This window comes from Mesorhizobium australafricanum, assembly GCF_033977265.1.
GTDB classification, from domain to species: Bacteria; Pseudomonadota; Alphaproteobacteria; order Rhizobiales; family Rhizobiaceae; genus Mesorhizobium; species Mesorhizobium australafricanum.
Genome location: NZ_JAVIIT010000002.1, coordinates 484,372 through 498,253, shown reverse-complemented (window position 1 = coordinate 498,253; position 13,882 = coordinate 484,372). Strand labels below are relative to the sequence as shown.

The window sequence follows — 13,882 nt, the reverse complement described above, 5'->3', positions numbered from 1 at the left end:
TCTCTAGAGGCTGATCAGAACGCTCTTGGTCCTGCGGTTGGCGAGATAGGCCTCGCGGCCGAGATCCTTGCCGATGCCGGAGCGCTTGTAGCCGCCGGTCGGCAGGATATGGTCGCGCGAGCGGCTGTAGCGGTTGACCCAGACGGTGCCTGCTTCGAGCTTGCGCGCAAGACGGATCGTGCGGGACAGGTCGGACGTGAACAGGCCGGAAGCCAACCCGTAGGTCGGATGGCTGGATAGCGCCAGCGCCTCCTCCTCGGTCTCGAAGCTCTGGACGGTTAGAACAGGACCGAAGATTTCCTCCACGATCGCCGGATTTGCCTGGTCGACATTGGCAATCAGCGTCGGCTCGTAGAAATAGCCCGGACCGTCCATGGCGTTGCCGCCGGTCAGGCATTCGCCGCCGGCCGCGACCGCGGCCCGCACGATGCCGTCGACACGCGCCCGCTGCCGCTCCGAAATGATCGGCGAATACTGCGTCGCCTCATCCCAGGTCGGGCCGAGCCGCACCGCCTTCAACTTCTCCAGGATCGCAGCGGTCAGCCTGTCGGCCACCCTCTTTTCGACGATCAGGCGCGTGCCGGCCACGCAGGCCTGGCCGGCGTTGAAGGTGACACTGCCGGCGATCGCTGCCGCCGCCTTGTCGAGGTCGGCATCGGCAAAGACGAGCTGCGGGCTCTTGCCGCCGAGCTCCAGCGTCATCGGCTTGACGCCGGTGCGCGCGACATTCTCCATGATCGCCGAGCCGGCGCGGGTCGAGCCGGTGAAGCTGACCTTGGCGATCTCGGGATGACCGGTCAGCGCGGTGCCGGTGGTCGGCCCATCGCCCAAGACCACGTTGATAAGCCCGGCCGGCAGACCAGCTCTGACGGCAAGCTGCGCCAAATAGGCAGCCGAGAACGGCGTCATCTCGGAAGGTTTCAACACAACTGCATTGCCAGCGGCCAGCGCCGGGCCGAGCTTCCATCCTGCCATCGAGATGGGAAAATTCCAGGGCGTGATCGCGCCGACCACGCCATAGGGCTCGCTCATGATCATGCCGAGGCTGGCGTCATCGGTCGGCGCCAATTCGCTGCCTTCCTTGTCGGCGAATTCGGCAAAGAAGCGGATCTGCTCGGCGGTGACAGCGATGTCGCCGGCGACGAGCTGGCCGACGGGCCGGGTCGAGCATAACGCCTCGACCCTGGCAAGCGTTGCGGCCTCGGCCTCGATCAGGTCGGCCCAGGCCTGCAGCACCCTGGTGCGCTCGCGCGGCCGAACGCCGCCCCAGTTGCTGGCTTTCAGCGCCGCCTTGGCGCTCTCCACAGCACGGTCCACCAAGTCCACACCGGCCACCGGGCAGGCGGCATAAGCCTTGCCGTCGGAAGGACGCCGCATCTCGATCGCACCCTCGGCCGAAATCAGCTCTCCGCCGATGAAATGGCCAACGGGGAGGGGGATCGTGTCAGGATCGAAGCTCAGGCTCATGGGAAAACCGCTCGGCAGCAACGACCTGAGCCTAACGCGTGCCGGCACGCAGCATGCGCCGTTCGGTGATCCGCCGCCGACGAATGTTGCGTGCTGGGGGCAAGGGACAGCAAAATCTTCCGCCGAGGTCGGCGCCCGACGCGCACGCTACCCTACCGTCACGTAGATCTTGCGCACCGTCTCGATGGTTTTCCAGACACCGGTGAAGCCAGGCTTCATCACGAAGCTGTCGCCGGCGCGGTAGGTCACCGCCTCGCCGGCGTCGGGCGTGATTTCGACCACGCCGGAGAGGATATGGCAGAATTCGAATGTCTCCCCCTTGATCGAGCGCGTCTCGCCCGGCGTCGCCTCCCAGACGCCGGTATGGACGAGGTCGTCCTTGGCGGCGTCCTGCGCCCAGGTCTTGAAGGCGGGGTCGCCGGCGATCAGCCGCTCGGGCAGCGCCTTGGATTCGCGCGGTGAAAAGCTCGGGTTGGTGTCGACGGACTTGAGCAGAGACAAAGGACAGCCTTTCGGTTTGGACTTCAATAACCGCGCGAACGGTCGACGAGCCCGATGGGATCGAGACCGGCGCGGTGGCGTCGGATGTTTTCGATGACGGCGCGCGCGGCGGTCGAGGGCTGTGTGACGCTGGCGACATGCGGGGTCAGGATGATCTTCGGATGCGACCAGAACGGGTGGCCCTCGGGCAGCGGTTCGGGGTCGGTCACATCGATCATCGCCGCCGACAGATGACCGCTGTCGAGCGCGACGACAAGCGCATCATGGTCGAGCTGTGGCCCCCGGCCGGTGTGGACGAGCGCCGCGCCTTCAGGCAGTTTCGCGAACAGACGGGCATCGAGGAACCCGCGCGTCGCCTCGGTCAGCGGCAGCAGGCAGACCAGTATGTCGCTGGCAGCCAGCGTCCGCTCCAACCCGAGCTCGCCATAATGGCAGGTCACGCCGTCGATCTGGCGTGGCGAGCGGCTCCAGCCGGCGAGCGGAAAGCCGAAGGGCTTCAGGCGATCGAGTACGGCCTGGCCGAGTTGCCCGAGGCCGAGCACGCCGATCCGGCGCGACCCGGCCTGCAACTGCGGGATGTCACGCCATTCGCCGGCGCGTTGCTGTGCCAGATAGGCGGGCAGGTTGCGATGCAGGGCGAGCACGGCCAGCGTCACGTATTCCTGCATCATGCGCACGATGCCTTCCTCGACCGTGCGCACGATCTTCACTTGTTCCGGTAAGGTATCGAGGCGGAACTGATCGACGCCGGCGCCAATGGAAAACAGGATCTCCAGGTTTCTGTAGCGCGCGAGGTCTTCTGGCGCGGTCCAGGTCATGAGATAGCGTACGGAGTCGGGATGGACCGTCGCGCCATCCATCGTGAAGGGGACGTCCGGCAGTTCCTTGGCGAACGCCTCGGCGAAGATCGAGCCGCGCTGCGCATCGGAATTGAAAAGGAACGTCATTGCGGTTCCCTTCAGGCCGCGCAGCGGGCGCCCAGCGCCTCGATCAATCGCTGGCAGGCGGCGAGTTCACCGGTGAGAATGTACTCATCCGGCTTATGGGCGCGGCCGATATCGCCCGGTCCGCAAATGATCGCTTCGATCCCGGCGGCCTGGTAAAGGCCAGCCTCCGTTCCGTAGCTGACGGCCGCTGAAGGCGCTTCGCCGGTCAGTTCGCCCAGCAATTCAGCCAGCGGCGAGTCTCGTGGTAGCGACAGCGCCGGATAGGCGCTGATCGGCCTCCACTCGACCAAGAAGCCGTTGGCGGCAAAAGCCTCGGCCTGCGCCTTGACCGGCGCAAGCAGGCTCGTCGGGTCCACGCCGGGTATGGCGCGAGCCTCCAGGTCCAGCGTGCAAGTGTCGGGAATGATGTTGACCGACTGTCCGCCCGTCAACACGCCCGCTTGCAGCGAGGAGTAGGGCGGCTCGAAGGCAAGGTCGAATGGACCGTGCGTCAGCCGCTCGGCTTCGCCGACGGCCGCGCTCAGAGCACCGGCCATGGCGTGGATGGCGTTGAGGCCGAGATCGGGCCGCGAGGAATGGCCGGAGCGCCCGTGGATCGTCACGCGAGCGGCCGCCTTGCCCTTGTGGCCGCGCACGGCGCGCATGCCGCTCGGCTCACCGACGATGACGCCGAGTGGCTTCGCGCAAAGTTCGGGAAGGCGGGCGATCAGGTGCGGGACGCCGCGGCATCCCACCTCCTCGTCATAGGAGAAGGCAAGGTGGATTGGCCTGGCAAGGCGCAGTTTCGTCAGCGCGGGCACTGCCGCGAGCGCTGCGGCCAGAAACCCCTTCATATCAGTGGTGCCGCGTCCATGGAGCCGTTCACCCTCGCGACGCAGCGTGAAGGGGGGCGAGCTCCATTGCGGCTCGCCGGCGGGGACGACGTCCATGTGCCCGGACAGAATATAGCCCGCGACATCGGCGGGGCCGATCGTCGCGAAAAGATTGGAACGGTCGCCTTCAGGCCCGGGCAGCAGGGTGACCTTTGCGCCATGTTCGCCGAGATAGGCCTCGATCCAGCCCGCAATGTCGCCGTTCGGCTTGCCGGCGACCGACGGAAAGGCGACGAGACGGTCGAGGATGTCGAAGACGTCCATTCCAGCCCTCAAGGCATTTTCGGGTTCGCCGGGTTCGGCGCCGCCGGCCGTAACTAAAGAATTGCCGGAGAGGATGTATGCATTCCTTCGTGATTGCGTGCCGAAAGCGGAAGTGTTTCAGTTGAATCTTGCGTTGGTACGCGGCATTCGAGCAAATCGTATCGGTCTGGTTGTTTAGCGTTGACAGGGGCAGGGGCGGCCATTGTGTTGTGTGTCCCCCCTTCGCGATCTTTCAGAGGCATGAAATTGAAGCCGTCGGGACGCTTGAAAATCGATGCCTTCTCAATGCGGATCGCCGACATTGAAGGTGTCGAACTGGATCGGTTGCATGCGCTCTCCCTGTCGGTGGGGTGGCCGCATCGGGCAGAGGATTGGCAGTTCCTGCGCGAAACAGGACAAGGCTTCGTGGCGCTCGATGAGATCGGCAGGGTTCTCGGTTCGGCCATGTGGTTCGAGCATGGCGATGGTCTGTCGACCGTGGGGATGGTCATCACCTCGCCGCGACTTCAGACGCTGGGGGCGGGGCAATGGCTGATGAAGCGGGTTTTCGAGAAGGTCGTCGACCGCAACTTGCGCCTCAATGCAACCCGTGCAGCAAGGCGGCTCTATCTCTCGCTCGACTTCCAGCCGGAGAAGACCGTTTATCAATGCCAGGGCATCGCCCGCATGCAAACAACGGGTAGTCCGGCAAATACTCGAGGCGATGTCCGGACTTTGGACGCCAGGGATATTCCCGCGGCGATCGCGCTCGACGCGGCAGGATTTGGCGTAAGGCGGGCGGCGCTCATCGAAAAGCTTTTTGCGCACTCGGCCGGCTATGGGCTTTTCAAAGGTGACACGCTGAACGCGTTCGCGCTCTGTCGGCCGTTCGGGCGGGGCCATGTGGTGGGTCCGGTCGTAGCGGAAAGCGACGCCGACGCCGTCGCGATCGTCCGGCCTCACGTGGCCGACCATTCGGGATCCTTCCTTAGGGTCGACACCCATATGGACAATGGCGAATTCGCCGCCTTTCTGGCGCACAGCGGAATGCCGGTCTTCGACACGGTACTGACCATGTCGATGGGCAAACGCCTCGCCGATTTTGCTGTCGACGGTGCAGCCACACCGGTGACCTATGCTCTAGCCAGTCAAACTCTCGGATAGGTCAGCGGAGGACGCGGGCTTCGAACAGGAGCACGTTCAGCCCGGCGCGGCGTAAGGAAGCCGGGTGGAGCGTATAGCCGATTGGATGAGGATGTCGCTAAATGGCGGCGCCTTCGACGTCGTACCAGGCCTCAGAGTGATCCGACCTTTATCTTCGAACCATCGACCAGCCGCGCGAGCCGGAAGTGGGTCGGATCCACACTTGGCGTCTCATTGGTGATCAATTGCGCGGCAAGATAACCTATGCCCGGGCCAAGGCCGAAGCCGTGACCGGAGCAGCCCGCTGCCAAGAGTAGATGGCAGACGTTTTGGGATCGTACATTTCTGGCCAAATCATACGGTCGTAGACCGATTACTGCTCCTTCTTGAACAAATCCTGGAAGATCAGCTGGCCCCAAACGCGGCCGCGTGCGTGCACCAGCGCGCCACCCTCGTTGAGCTTTCCCAGCTTGATGGGTGCGAACCCGAGTTGTTTGGCCAAGGCAGCCACGGGAGCGATCGCGTCCTCGTCGTCGCTCGACAGAAAGACAACCCGGTGGCCGCCCTCGACGATCGGATCGGCAGCCAGGGTGGCCGCAATCAGGTGATTGAACCCTTTCACGAGCTTGGCGCCGGTGAACGCCTTCGCGACGAAGGCGGAGGACGGGAGACCGTCCAGCTCTTCAGGGACTGGAAACGCATTCGTCGCGTCGATGACTGTCTTGCCTTCCCAGCTCGGCAGAGCCTTCGCAACCTCGCGGTGCTCCCAGAACGGGATTGCCAAGATGATCGTGTCGGCCTCGATCGCTTCCCGCAGCGACTTGGCGACGACCGTGGGTCCAATCGCCCGGGCCTGCGGCGCCAACGCCTCGGGCGGCTGGCGGCTTGCGACGGTCACGTCGATGTTTTTACGGGCGAAGCCGTGGGCGAGGGCCTGGCCTATCTTGCCGAATCCTACAATCGCGTAGCTCATAATGCTTCTCCGATCCGTGTTGGTATTGATTTCCGGCCTTCAACGGCGCTGGGTTATCCGTTCTGCCGTGTGGCGACCTTTGCGCGGACGTCCCGTCGTGAACGACTTCCGCGCCCCCGGGCCGACAGTTCAGCGCGGAAGTCGTTCCACATGGACATGCTAGTTGCCGCCGATCGGCCACTTCCCGCGATCCGGCGCGATTTCAGATGGCCGAGAAGCCTCCGTCGACGGACAACTCCAGCCCATTCACGAAGCTCGAATCGTCTGAAGCAAGAAACAGCGCGGCCGTCGCAATTTCCTCAGGACGCCCCATCTTTCCCCGCGGGATCAGGGATTCGAACATCCGCTTCCCCTCCTCGTCGAGAACTTGGTCCTGCATCGGTGTAGCGATCGGCCCCGGGTGCAGCACGTTCACCCGGATATTCCTGCCCTTCAGCTCGTTGAGCCACCCGCGTGCGAATGCGTGCAACGCCGCCTTGCTCGCCGCATACACGCTGTAACCAGGAAAACCTTTCACCGAAGCAACTGATCCGGTCATGAAGATCGATCCGCCATCGTTGAGCAGCGGCAACGCCTTTTGCACCGTGAACAGCGTGCCGCGCGTATTCAGGCCGAAGGTCGCATCGAAATGCTGCTCGGTGATCTCGCCCAGTGGGACGGCTTCGCCCGTGCCGGCGCTCGCATACAGGATATCGATCTGGCCCTTTTCCCGCTTGACCGTATCGAACAGGCGGTCGAGGTCGTCGAGATTGGCCGCATCTCCGCGCACGCCGGTCACGTTCCGGCCAATCAGCCTGATGGCCTCGTCGAGCGCCTCCTGCCTCCGGCCTGTGATGAAAACGTAGGCGCCTTCTTCAACGAACCGCTTGGCGCTCGCCAGCGCCATGCCGCTCGATCCACCCGTGATGACTGCAACCTTACCCTCGAGCTTTCCCATGACTTATCCTTTCGGCTTTCCTCAGTTGCCCCGAGCCTTCGTCCGGGGATCGTGTCGACGTTGAAATGGGTCCGGCTGCGTCAGGCGTGCAGTGCGGAAGTTCGCACATCGGTGGTGCAAAATCGAACCACACGAGGTAATAGCTTCAGCCATGGCATGCGGTGTCCGCGGTGAGCGACGCCCCCAGGCGCCGAAGTCGCCGCTGCACTTGTCCGGGGACGAGACGCTGTTCGATGGTATAGGACACGGGGTATTGGGAAGCGCACCCCGCGGTGCGGGATTGCACCATGATCGACTGGGATGACGTTCGCTACTTTCTCGCCGTCGCGCGTGGAGGCTCGGTGCGGGCTGCCGCCGAGCGCCTCGGCGTGAACCACTCGACCGTGCTGCGACGCATCGCCCAGCTCGAGGAACGCCTCGGGGCGCAGATGTTCGAAAAGCTGCCTTCGGGCTACCGCCTGACGGCTGCGGGCGAGGAGGTCCTCGAGCTCGCGAACCAGATGGAAGCGTCGTCGCATCAGCTGGAGACGCGCGTCTTCGGGCGCGACCAGAGCGTGCGCGGGCTTCTGCGGGTGACGCTGGCTCCGCCCCTCGCGACACACCTGCTGATGCCCGACTTCGCCGATTTCGCGCGTCTGCATCCGGACATCGAGATGGAAATCTTGTCGTCCGGCGAGCTGGCAAATCTGACCAACCGAGAGGCCGACGTGGCGATCCGCGTCGTCTACGACCGCAAAACCCTGCCCCTCAATCTTCACGGCCTGAAGGGACCGGAGCTGTTCGGCGGCGTCTACATGTCCTGCGATCGACTAGCCGCGTGGCGTGCGGGCGCGCCTGATCCCATCCGGTGGATCGTCATAAGCATTCATGGAATTCCGGATTGGGCCAGCGAGGGTGAGGTTCGCACCACGGGGGTTCCATTCAGGACCACGGACGCCGAGGCGCAGATCGTTGCTGCACGGCAAGGGCTCGGGATCACGACGCTGCCGTGCTTCGTCGGAGATGCCGATCCCCTGCTGGTGAGGGTGCCGTGCACCGACCTGCACATGTACGGAACGCTCTGGCTTCTCACACAGGGGGAGACACGCAAGACGAAGCGCGTGCGGCTCTTCACGGAGTTCGTATCCCGCAGGCTCGCCGCATACGCTCCGCTTCTCGCGGGACTGTCCATATCGCGCGACTGACGCGCGACTGGTCGTCGGCGACGCTTGCCCTACGGGCCAAAGCCCAGCTGTGATCGCTTGAAGCCGCCCAATCGACCCAGACGTGGACAAATCCGTTTACCCACCCCTCGTAACGACAAGTAAGCCGAGCCGGATTGCATCGCGGGTGCGGCTTGCTCATCAGCGGATTGTGCGTCGGCTCGTTGGTCGGAAAGATGTCGGCCTCGAGCACGGGCATGGCCCGGCCAAGCAATCGCGTCTTCTCATCGACAGGCTTGAAGACGGGCGGCAAGAACTGATGCTGCAGCCCCAGCGTGTCCATCACGTCACCGACAACCGCGACGAAGAGCTCACCTTCGAACAGGCGGTACATTTCGGCATCGTCGGCATAAGGGCGCGTCGATCTTTTCATCGGGCTTATATCCGGATGTTGGTGGCTTGGGCGGTGCGGGAAGGTCCCAGCGCCGTGGCGTTCTGCACCAGCGCGCGCATGTAGCCGAGCGCGAAGGCTTTCCCCGCATGCCAGGGCGCGTCGCAGGACATTTCCGGCGTATGGTCGGGGATGATGACGCCACGATAGTCCTCGTCGCGCAGGATGCGGACGATCTCGGCCATGTCGATATCGCCGTCATCGACGAAGGTCTCGTGATAGTTCGGGACCTTGCCGCGCACGTTGCGGAAAAGCACGCGGTGATGGCGCTGACCCATGCGGCGAAGTTCGCCGGCTGGGAACACGGCGTGCGCGTCACGGCTCTTTGTCCCGGCGCCGTCGACACCGAACTGGTCGCTTCGGTGCCGGGCGTGGTGCCGTCGGCCAACCGCATACCGCCCGACACGGTCGCCGATAGCGTCAGCTTCCTGCTCAGCCTGCCCAACACAGCCTCGGTCGCCGAACTGGTGATGAATACGCGATTGGAGAGCTGGATTTAGCGCCCGGCGTCGACGACATCAAAGCCGCAGCAACGCCCTGTCGGGCGATAGCTGCTTCATACCAGCAACTGCGTGGGCACGCCGAGCGATGGGCCGGCTTCGGCAAGGCGCTCGTCGAGCGTATGCAACGTGACGCCGTGCTCCGATGCGATTGCGAGGTGAAGCGCGTCCCCCGCGCGAAGCCCAAGCATATGCTGATCGGCAAACCTCGCCGCCGTCCGGAACTGCGCGCCGGTCACCGTTACCAAGGTGAAGCTCTCAGCGACCAGCTTGTTGAACATTGCGAGCGCCGATGCGCGCTGCTCCAGTCCGATCTGTCCGGTCCGCAACTTGATCGCCATGGCCGAGGACATCTCGGTGATGGTCCAGTCGCTGATCAGAAGCTGTTCCGGGTCCTGCGTCGCCAGCCAAGTCTGAACGCGCGCGTCATCGTTTCGTTGGAGAGCGCCGCGACGATCAGCGACGTGTCGAGATAGGGCATCAGTAGCGATCGCCGTCCCGCATCGATCGCACCAGATCGGTGGCGGTTTGGGTCTGCGGCGGCATGGTCGCTGTCAGCGACCGCAGCAGAGCGAGATCGATCGGCTTCCGGGGTTTGGCCACTGCAGTGAGCCGCGCGACCGGCTTGCCGCGCCGGGCAATGTCGATCGAATCGCCCGCCTCGACCCGGTCGACCAGCTCGCTAAGATGGGCTTTGGCGTCCGCCAGATTGATGATATCCATGCCACCCTCCTGACCATGTAGATGGTCATATAGAGTATAAGCTTTGAAGATTCCAGCGCGCGTGACGAAGCGGCGGTTGTAGAGGGCCTCTTGGCCCGCTCTACAGCCGCGGCCCCGCCACCATCCTGGCGACCCGCGCCATGTCGGCGCTCATCTCGCGGTCGTCGTCGAGCGGGGCGACCAGTGCCCGCACGGCTTCATAGCTGCGCCGCGGGCCTTCGCCCATGCTGTCCAGCACGCCGCGCAATTCCACGCCGGTCGCCGCGAAGATCAGTTCCATCGCAACCATATAGCGCAGGCGCTCGATGATTCCCGCCGTCTTGGCCACCACGCGCGGCGCCATCGACGACTGGTCCTCGACGCCGTCGGAGATCGCAAGCGGGCTGAGCGACATCGGATTGGCGAGATGCCGGATCTCCGCCTCGAGCGCGGCGACCGGCTTCTGCAGTTCCGCATAGCCCTGGCGGCTGCCGCCTTTGGCCGACAGGAAGCGCGGCAGCTCCGCCACCGTCGGCGACATCAGCTTCATCGAGCGGTTGGCGGTGCCGACAGCGCAATGCGCCAGCGCCTGGCCGAGGTTTTCCCAGGTCAGCGTGAAGGCGGTGAGGTCGAAATTGCCGTTGGAAACGACCCGTTCGGCCTCGGGCAGGATGACGGGGTTGTCGCCGGAATGGCCAAGCTCGATCTCCGTTGCCAGCCTGGCTTGCTCGAACGCATGGAGCAACCCGCCCCACACTTGCGGCACGCAGCGGAAGCTCAGCGGATCCTGCAGGCGCCGAGCGGCATTCTCCTGCCAGAGCCCGCTTCCCGAAAGCTCTGCCCTGAGCCTGGCGCCGATCTCGCGCTGGCCAAAGGCCGGCCGCGCCGCCAGGGCATCCTCGTCGATGGCCTTGAGCGACGCGCGAAAGGCTTCGTAGTTCAGCGCCGCAGCCGCGAGCGACCAATCGATCAGGCATGCGACGTCTTCAAGGGCGAGGCACGCCGTTCCGGTCGAAAGGCTGTTGGCGACGATGATGGCGTGGCCGTCCTTCTCGCGCAGATCGAGCGGTTTGAGCCCGGCGAGCCGTAGCGCCTCGGTCGACGGCATGACCTTGCCGCGATATTCCGTCTCGCCGTCACCACCCAGCGCCCGTGCCAGATGGCCGAGAGGCGCAAGGTCCGCAGCTCCCACCGATCCCCAGCTCGGAACGATCGGGTGGACGCCGGCATTTAGCGCGGCGAGCAGGCCGAGCACCACGCCCTCCGAGGTGCCGGTGCCGCCCGCGGCCATGCCGCAGATGCGCGCGGTCATCAGTGCCCGCACCGCTTCGGTCGGCAGCGACGGGCCGGCGCCCATGGAGTGGCTGAGCGGCACGCTGTGCTGGAAGGCGATCAGGTCGGCTTGCGCCAGCGGCGTGTCGACACAGGCGCCAAGGCCGGTGGTCACGCCGTAGAGCGGCTTGCCGAGCTGGGTGAGATGCTCGATGAGGGCGCGGCTGGCGCGGATGCGGCGCATGGCTTCCTCGCCGAGCACGAGGCGAGCGCCGCGGCGCGCGACCTCGGCGACATCGGCCGTGCTGAGCGGCTTGGCGTCGAGAATTATCGCTCTGGCTGTCATCGGGCTATTCCTTAGGCCTCCGGGAATGGTGGCCGAACGAATGCAGGATATCCGGCATCGGAGCCCGCCATTGTCGAAAATCCGGCGTCGGGATTGCCGTTATTTTTCGGCGATCCGGATAAGCGGCACCATGGCTGAAGGACAACCGCTCGAAGCTGGTCCGCTACGGCTTCATCAACGGCCTGCCTGGCTTCGTCACGCTTGAGGTCGATGGCGAGCTCCAGACCACGGCCCTCGACATCGAGGATGGCAGGATTACGGCGATCTACGTCATGCGCAACCCCGACAAACTGCGCCATCTGCATTAGTTCCTCGATGCCGGGATTTCGAAAGGTTGCCGTTCGCCGGTGAGCAGGATTCTCACCATCATTTCCGCCGGAATCAGCGCAAACGCCGGGATTGATCGCGATGGGCGTTCCGGTCAATCTCCAAGGCATGCCACCCGCCAACGCAAACATAGCCCACCACACAAATTTCTATGTCGAGGAACTTGCCGGCAGAAAGCAGGAAAGGGGAACTTTTGCGCCGCTGGCTATTTTGGATATGCTGCAGATCCAAATTGCCAGAAGGTCGCTGCTATGACGAAATATCTTGCAATCGTCGCGCTCGTGCTTGCCGCGGCGGCCACGGCGGCCGGCCCGGCTTCCGCCGGCGAACGGCATCGCCACCGCGTCGCCGAACAGGAGCGTTATGTCCCGGCCAGTGACGACATCATCGATACGCTGTTCGGCGGTCCGCGCTATTACGACCGGCAGATGTCCACCACGGCGGTGGGCGCCTGCTCGTATCACCGCGTCGGACCGGACGCGAATGCGGTAAACGCCATCAACGACCACTATTGCGGGAAATAGGGTCACCGGCGGCATTCCGCGCGGGCCAGTTTCGACAAGCTTCGACCACCTTTGCGTCCATGGTCTCCTGCGAACTGATCGGAGTCGCTGGGTTGGCTGTCATTGGCCAAGCTTCTTTGAATGCTGATCCTGTCATGCGTTGGCAGGCCATCGCACATATTCGATCCAAGTATTGTATACAATACAGAAGAAAGATGTTGACAATCGGCCGAAGCCGGTTTCCCTTACCCTATACGCGCAGCCTACGAGCAAAACACAAAGCGCGATAACCAAGGGGAACTGCAGATATGATCAACCGTCGCTCGACTCTGAAATCAATGGCGCTCGGCGCCGCCTCGACCCTGGCCATTGCCGCTGTCGGCATTTCGTCCGCGCAGGCTGAAAACAAGGAACTGAAAATCGGTTTTGTCGGCGTCACCAGCGGTCCGGCGGCCGCCTGGGGCACCTCGAACGTGCGCTCGATGCAGACCCGCGCCGCCTGGCTTAACGAGACCGGCGGCGTCAAGATCGGCAACGACACCTACAACATCAACATCATCACCTTCGACGACCAGAAGGATCCCAAGCGTGCCATCGCCGGCATGGAGAAGATGGCGCAGGAAGGCGTCCACTACGTCGTCGGGCCGAATGTCGATGACGGCGCCGCCGCGGTGCGCCCCGTCGCCGAGGCCAACGGCATCATCTATTTCCCCTACGCCTTCCCGAAGGCCCTCTACCAGAAGCCCGCCTCAAATGCAGTGCTCGGCATGATCGCCAACTACCAGTCGGGCCCGGCGATCTACAAATATCTCAAGGAAAACAAAGGCGTGAAGAAGATCGCCTTTGTCGCGGCGAATGAATCCGATCCGCTGAGCCAGCGCGACGGCGGCGTCGAGGCGGCGAAGGCGCTTGGGCTGGAAGTCGTCGCCCAGAACGACACCTACCAGAACGACACACGCGACTTCACACCGGTGCTGACGCCGATCGTCGCGCTGAAGCCCGACCTGCTGGTCTTGTCCGGCGTGGCGCCGGCCAACGCGCCGCTGCTCATCCGCGCCGCCCGCGAGCTCGGCTATGAAGGCCTGATCTCGACCGAAACGGCGCAGGACGCCAAGGTCCTGGCGGAAGGTGCCGGCGAATACGCCAACGGCTTCATCTCCGTCGGTGGTGCTTCCACGCCCGAGATTGCCTCCGACACGATGAAGGAGTTCGTCACCCGCTACACCAAGATGTTCGGCGAATACAACGACGAGTCCAACACCAAGGTCTACGCGCTGGAATACATCCTCGATACGCTGAAGGCCAATCCGGCGGCAATCAACGACGTCGCCGAATTCAAGAAGACCATGGAAACCTTCACGGCGCCCAATCCCTTCCTCAAGGGCGACGCCAAGCTGAGCTATGTCGGCTCGACGTCCTTCGGGCAGAAGCGCCAGCTTTCGGTGCCGATGGTGGTCAACGAATACAAGGACGGCGCTTTCCAGACCCTGTTCGTCGGCTCTGTCGACTAGCATTACCTTCGAGCGTCACTTCCTCCAGCTTGCCGCGGGGTCCGG

15 protein-coding genes and 3 pseudogenes are annotated in these 13,882 nt (G+C 64.0%); 7 read left to right on the top strand and 11 right to left on the bottom strand.

Features of this window, described 5'->3' with window-relative positions; genetic code table 11:
* Nucleotides 1-3: 3 nt before the first annotated feature.
* The 4 genes from RFM98_RS05855 to argE all read right to left on the bottom strand — a co-directional run bounded on the left by RFM98_RS05855 (nucleotide 4) and on the right by argE (nucleotide 4,051).
* A complete protein-coding gene (locus RFM98_RS05855; protein ID WP_320307946.1) occupies nucleotides 4-1,467 on the bottom strand; it encodes an aldehyde dehydrogenase family protein in 1,464 nt (487 codons plus the stop codon).
* A 147-nt stretch (nucleotides 1,468-1,614) separates the two neighbouring features.
* Nucleotides 1,615-1,968, bottom strand: coding sequence for a cupin domain-containing protein (locus tag RFM98_RS05850; protein WP_320212830.1), 354 nt, complete (start codon nucleotides 1,966-1,968; stop codon nucleotides 1,615-1,617).
* Between the two features lie 23 nt (nucleotides 1,969-1,991).
* Nucleotides 1,992-2,915 carry a 2-hydroxyacid dehydrogenase gene (locus RFM98_RS05845; protein WP_320307945.1) on the bottom strand — a complete coding sequence of 308 codons (924 nt, stop codon included), beginning with the start codon at nucleotides 2,913-2,915 and terminating at the stop codon, nucleotides 1,992-1,994.
* 11 nt (nucleotides 2,916-2,926) lie between these two features.
* A complete protein-coding gene (gene argE, locus RFM98_RS05840) occupies nucleotides 2,927-4,051 on the bottom strand; it encodes an acetylornithine deacetylase (RefSeq protein ID WP_320307944.1) in 1,125 nt (374 codons plus the stop codon).
* Between the two features lie 240 nt (nucleotides 4,052-4,291).
* Here argE and RFM98_RS05835 point away from each other — a divergent pair, with 240 nt between their 5' ends.
* Nucleotides 4,292-5,194 carry a GNAT family N-acetyltransferase gene (locus RFM98_RS05835; RefSeq protein WP_320307943.1) on the top strand — a complete coding sequence of 301 codons (903 nt, stop codon included), beginning with the start codon at nucleotides 4,292-4,294 and terminating at the stop codon, nucleotides 5,192-5,194.
* Nucleotides 5,195-5,325: 131 nt separating this feature from the next.
* On the opposite strand, the pseudogene RFM98_RS05830 reads toward RFM98_RS05835, so the two are convergent.
* The 3 genes and pseudogenes from RFM98_RS05830 to RFM98_RS05820 all read right to left on the bottom strand — a co-directional run.
* A pseudogene (locus RFM98_RS05830) lies at nucleotides 5,326-5,493 on the bottom strand (D-amino-acid oxidase); the annotation flags it as partial.
* 53 nt (nucleotides 5,494-5,546) lie between these two features.
* Nucleotides 5,547-6,146, bottom strand: coding sequence for an NADPH-dependent F420 reductase (locus RFM98_RS05825; RefSeq protein ID WP_320307942.1), 600 nt, complete (start codon nucleotides 6,144-6,146; stop codon nucleotides 5,547-5,549).
* A gap of 202 nt (nucleotides 6,147-6,348) precedes the next feature.
* The gene (locus RFM98_RS05820) at nucleotides 6,349-7,083 is read right to left on the bottom strand and encodes an SDR family NAD(P)-dependent oxidoreductase (protein ID WP_320307941.1); all 735 of its coding nucleotides are present in this window, start codon (nucleotides 7,081-7,083) and stop codon (nucleotides 6,349-6,351) included.
* Nucleotides 7,084-7,370: 287 nt separating this feature from the next.
* Between RFM98_RS05820 and RFM98_RS05815 the strand changes: the two genes are divergently transcribed.
* Nucleotides 7,371-8,267: a LysR family transcriptional regulator gene (locus tag RFM98_RS05815; protein ID WP_320307940.1), complete on the top strand. Its 897-nt coding sequence runs from the start codon at nucleotides 7,371-7,373 to the stop codon at nucleotides 8,265-8,267.
* A gap of 396 nt (nucleotides 8,268-8,663) precedes the next feature.
* Here the strand turns inward: RFM98_RS05815 and RFM98_RS05810 are convergent, their stop codons facing one another.
* On the bottom strand, nucleotides 8,664-8,954 hold the full coding sequence (locus tag RFM98_RS05810) for a mannonate dehydratase (protein WP_320307939.1): 291 nt from the start codon (nucleotides 8,952-8,954) through the stop codon (nucleotides 8,664-8,666).
* Between RFM98_RS05810 and RFM98_RS05805 the strand changes: the two genes are divergently transcribed.
* On the top strand, nucleotides 8,940-9,176 hold the full coding sequence (locus RFM98_RS05805) for a Rossmann-fold NAD(P)-binding domain-containing protein (RefSeq protein WP_320307938.1): 237 nt from the start codon (nucleotides 8,940-8,942) through the stop codon (nucleotides 9,174-9,176). The genes RFM98_RS05810 and RFM98_RS05805 overlap by 15 nt on opposite strands.
* Nucleotides 9,177-9,232: 56 nt before the next feature.
* Here the strand turns inward: RFM98_RS05805 and RFM98_RS05800 are convergent.
* The 3 genes and pseudogenes from RFM98_RS05800 to RFM98_RS05790 form a co-directional block, all read right to left on the bottom strand.
* Nucleotides 9,233-9,657 (bottom strand): annotated as a pseudogene (locus RFM98_RS05800) (type II toxin-antitoxin system VapC family toxin).
* The gene (locus RFM98_RS05795) at nucleotides 9,657-9,899 is read right to left on the bottom strand and encodes a type II toxin-antitoxin system Phd/YefM family antitoxin (RefSeq protein ID WP_320307937.1); all 243 of its coding nucleotides are present in this window, start codon (nucleotides 9,897-9,899) and stop codon (nucleotides 9,657-9,659) included. Before RFM98_RS05795 ends, RFM98_RS05800 begins: the two are co-directional and overlap by 1 nt.
* Nucleotides 9,900-9,999: 100 nt before the next feature.
* A complete protein-coding gene (locus tag RFM98_RS05790) occupies nucleotides 10,000-11,496 on the bottom strand; it encodes an HAL/PAL/TAL family ammonia-lyase (protein ID WP_320307936.1) in 1,497 nt (498 codons plus the stop codon).
* Between the two features lie 143 nt (nucleotides 11,497-11,639).
* Between RFM98_RS05790 and RFM98_RS05785 the strand changes: the two are divergent.
* The 4 genes and pseudogenes from RFM98_RS05785 to RFM98_RS05770 all read left to right on the top strand — a co-directional run.
* Nucleotides 11,640-11,804: pseudogene (locus tag RFM98_RS05785) on the top strand (RNA polymerase sigma factor SigJ); the annotation flags it as partial.
* Between the two features lie 100 nt (nucleotides 11,805-11,904).
* Entirely contained in the window at nucleotides 11,905-12,078 is a 174-nt protein-coding gene (locus RFM98_RS05780; protein WP_320307935.1) for a hypothetical protein, read from the top strand.
* The gene (locus RFM98_RS05775) at nucleotides 12,075-12,347 is read left to right on the top strand and encodes a hypothetical protein (RefSeq protein ID WP_320307934.1); all 273 of its coding nucleotides are present in this window, start codon (nucleotides 12,075-12,077) and stop codon (nucleotides 12,345-12,347) included. The genes RFM98_RS05780 and RFM98_RS05775 overlap by 4 nt, the downstream gene beginning before the upstream one ends.
* A 287-nt stretch (nucleotides 12,348-12,634) precedes the next feature.
* Entirely contained in the window at nucleotides 12,635-13,837 is a 1,203-nt protein-coding gene (locus RFM98_RS05770) for an ABC transporter substrate-binding protein (protein ID WP_320307933.1), read from the top strand.
* Nucleotides 13,838-13,882 lie beyond the last annotated feature (45 nt).

Excerpts from the sequence above, each read along its gene's own strand:
- RFM98_RS05855 (WP_320307946.1), bottom strand. The coding sequence starts at position 1,467 with ATGAGCCTGAGCTTCGATCCTGACACGATCCCCCTCCCCGTTGGCCAT.
- RFM98_RS05805 (WP_320307938.1), top strand. The coding sequence starts at position 8,940 with ATGGCGCTGACCCATGCGGCGAAGTTCGCCGGCTGGGAACACGGCGTG.
- RFM98_RS05820 (WP_320307941.1), bottom strand. The coding sequence starts at position 7,083 with ATGGGAAAGCTCGAGGGTAAGGTTGCAGTCATCACGGGTGGATCGAGC.
- RFM98_RS05780 (WP_320307935.1), top strand. The coding sequence starts at position 11,905 with ATGGGCGTTCCGGTCAATCTCCAAGGCATGCCACCCGCCAACGCAAAC.
- RFM98_RS05825 (WP_320307942.1), bottom strand. The coding sequence starts at position 6,146 with ATGAGCTACGCGATTGTAGGATTCGGCAAGATAGGCCAGGCCCTCGCC.
- argE (WP_320307944.1), bottom strand. The coding sequence starts at position 4,051 with ATGGACGTCTTCGACATCCTCGACCGTCTCGTCGCCTTTCCGTCGGTC.
- RFM98_RS05810 (WP_320307939.1), bottom strand. The coding sequence starts at position 8,954 with ATGGGTCAGCGCCATCACCGCGTGCTTTTCCGCAACGTGCGCGGCAAG.
- RFM98_RS05845 (WP_320307945.1), bottom strand. The coding sequence starts at position 2,915 with ATGACGTTCCTTTTCAATTCCGATGCGCAGCGCGGCTCGATCTTCGCC.
- RFM98_RS05790 (WP_320307936.1), bottom strand. The coding sequence starts at position 11,496 with ATGACAGCCAGAGCGATAATTCTCGACGCCAAGCCGCTCAGCACGGCC.
- RFM98_RS05835 (WP_320307943.1), top strand. The coding sequence starts at position 4,292 with ATGAAATTGAAGCCGTCGGGACGCTTGAAAATCGATGCCTTCTCAATG.
- RFM98_RS05795 (WP_320307937.1), bottom strand. The coding sequence starts at position 9,899 with ATGGATATCATCAATCTGGCGGACGCCAAAGCCCATCTTAGCGAGCTG.
- RFM98_RS05815 (WP_320307940.1), top strand. The coding sequence starts at position 7,371 with ATGATCGACTGGGATGACGTTCGCTACTTTCTCGCCGTCGCGCGTGGA.
- RFM98_RS05770 (WP_320307933.1), top strand. The coding sequence starts at position 12,635 with ATGATCAACCGTCGCTCGACTCTGAAATCAATGGCGCTCGGCGCCGCC.
- RFM98_RS05775 (WP_320307934.1), top strand. The coding sequence starts at position 12,075 with ATGACGAAATATCTTGCAATCGTCGCGCTCGTGCTTGCCGCGGCGGCC.